Source organism: Bradyrhizobium sp. LeoA1Lang (genome assembly GCF_055413685.1).
Map to the genome: position 1 here is coordinate 1 of NZ_JBVAPG010000658.1, position 252 is coordinate 252.

Below are 252 nucleotides of genomic sequence, written 5' to 3' on the forward strand. Positions count from 1 at the left end.
TGCGGCCCTTCAAGCTCACCACAATCCCATGACGATCAAGCCCGTTGCCCATGTCACAAGGGCCGCGTAACATTCATTCTGGCAACGTCGGCCCGACGTAGTTCAACACCGATCGGGACATCCCCCCTTTTGGAGTCGTCGATGCGGCGGCCGAGACACTGGCGCTGAAGCACGCTGATCTCGCACTCAACCATGTTGAGCCAACTGGCGTGCTTCGGGGTGTAGTGGAATTCGAGGCGGCACAGGATGCGG

1 pseudogene is annotated in these 252 nt (G+C 59.9%); it reads right to left on the reverse strand.

Annotation, left to right across the window (positions count from 1 at the left end):
• Positions 1-133: 133 nt before the first annotated feature.
• Positions 134-252: pseudogene (locus tag ACZYOF_RS44875) on the reverse strand (transposase); the annotation flags it as partial.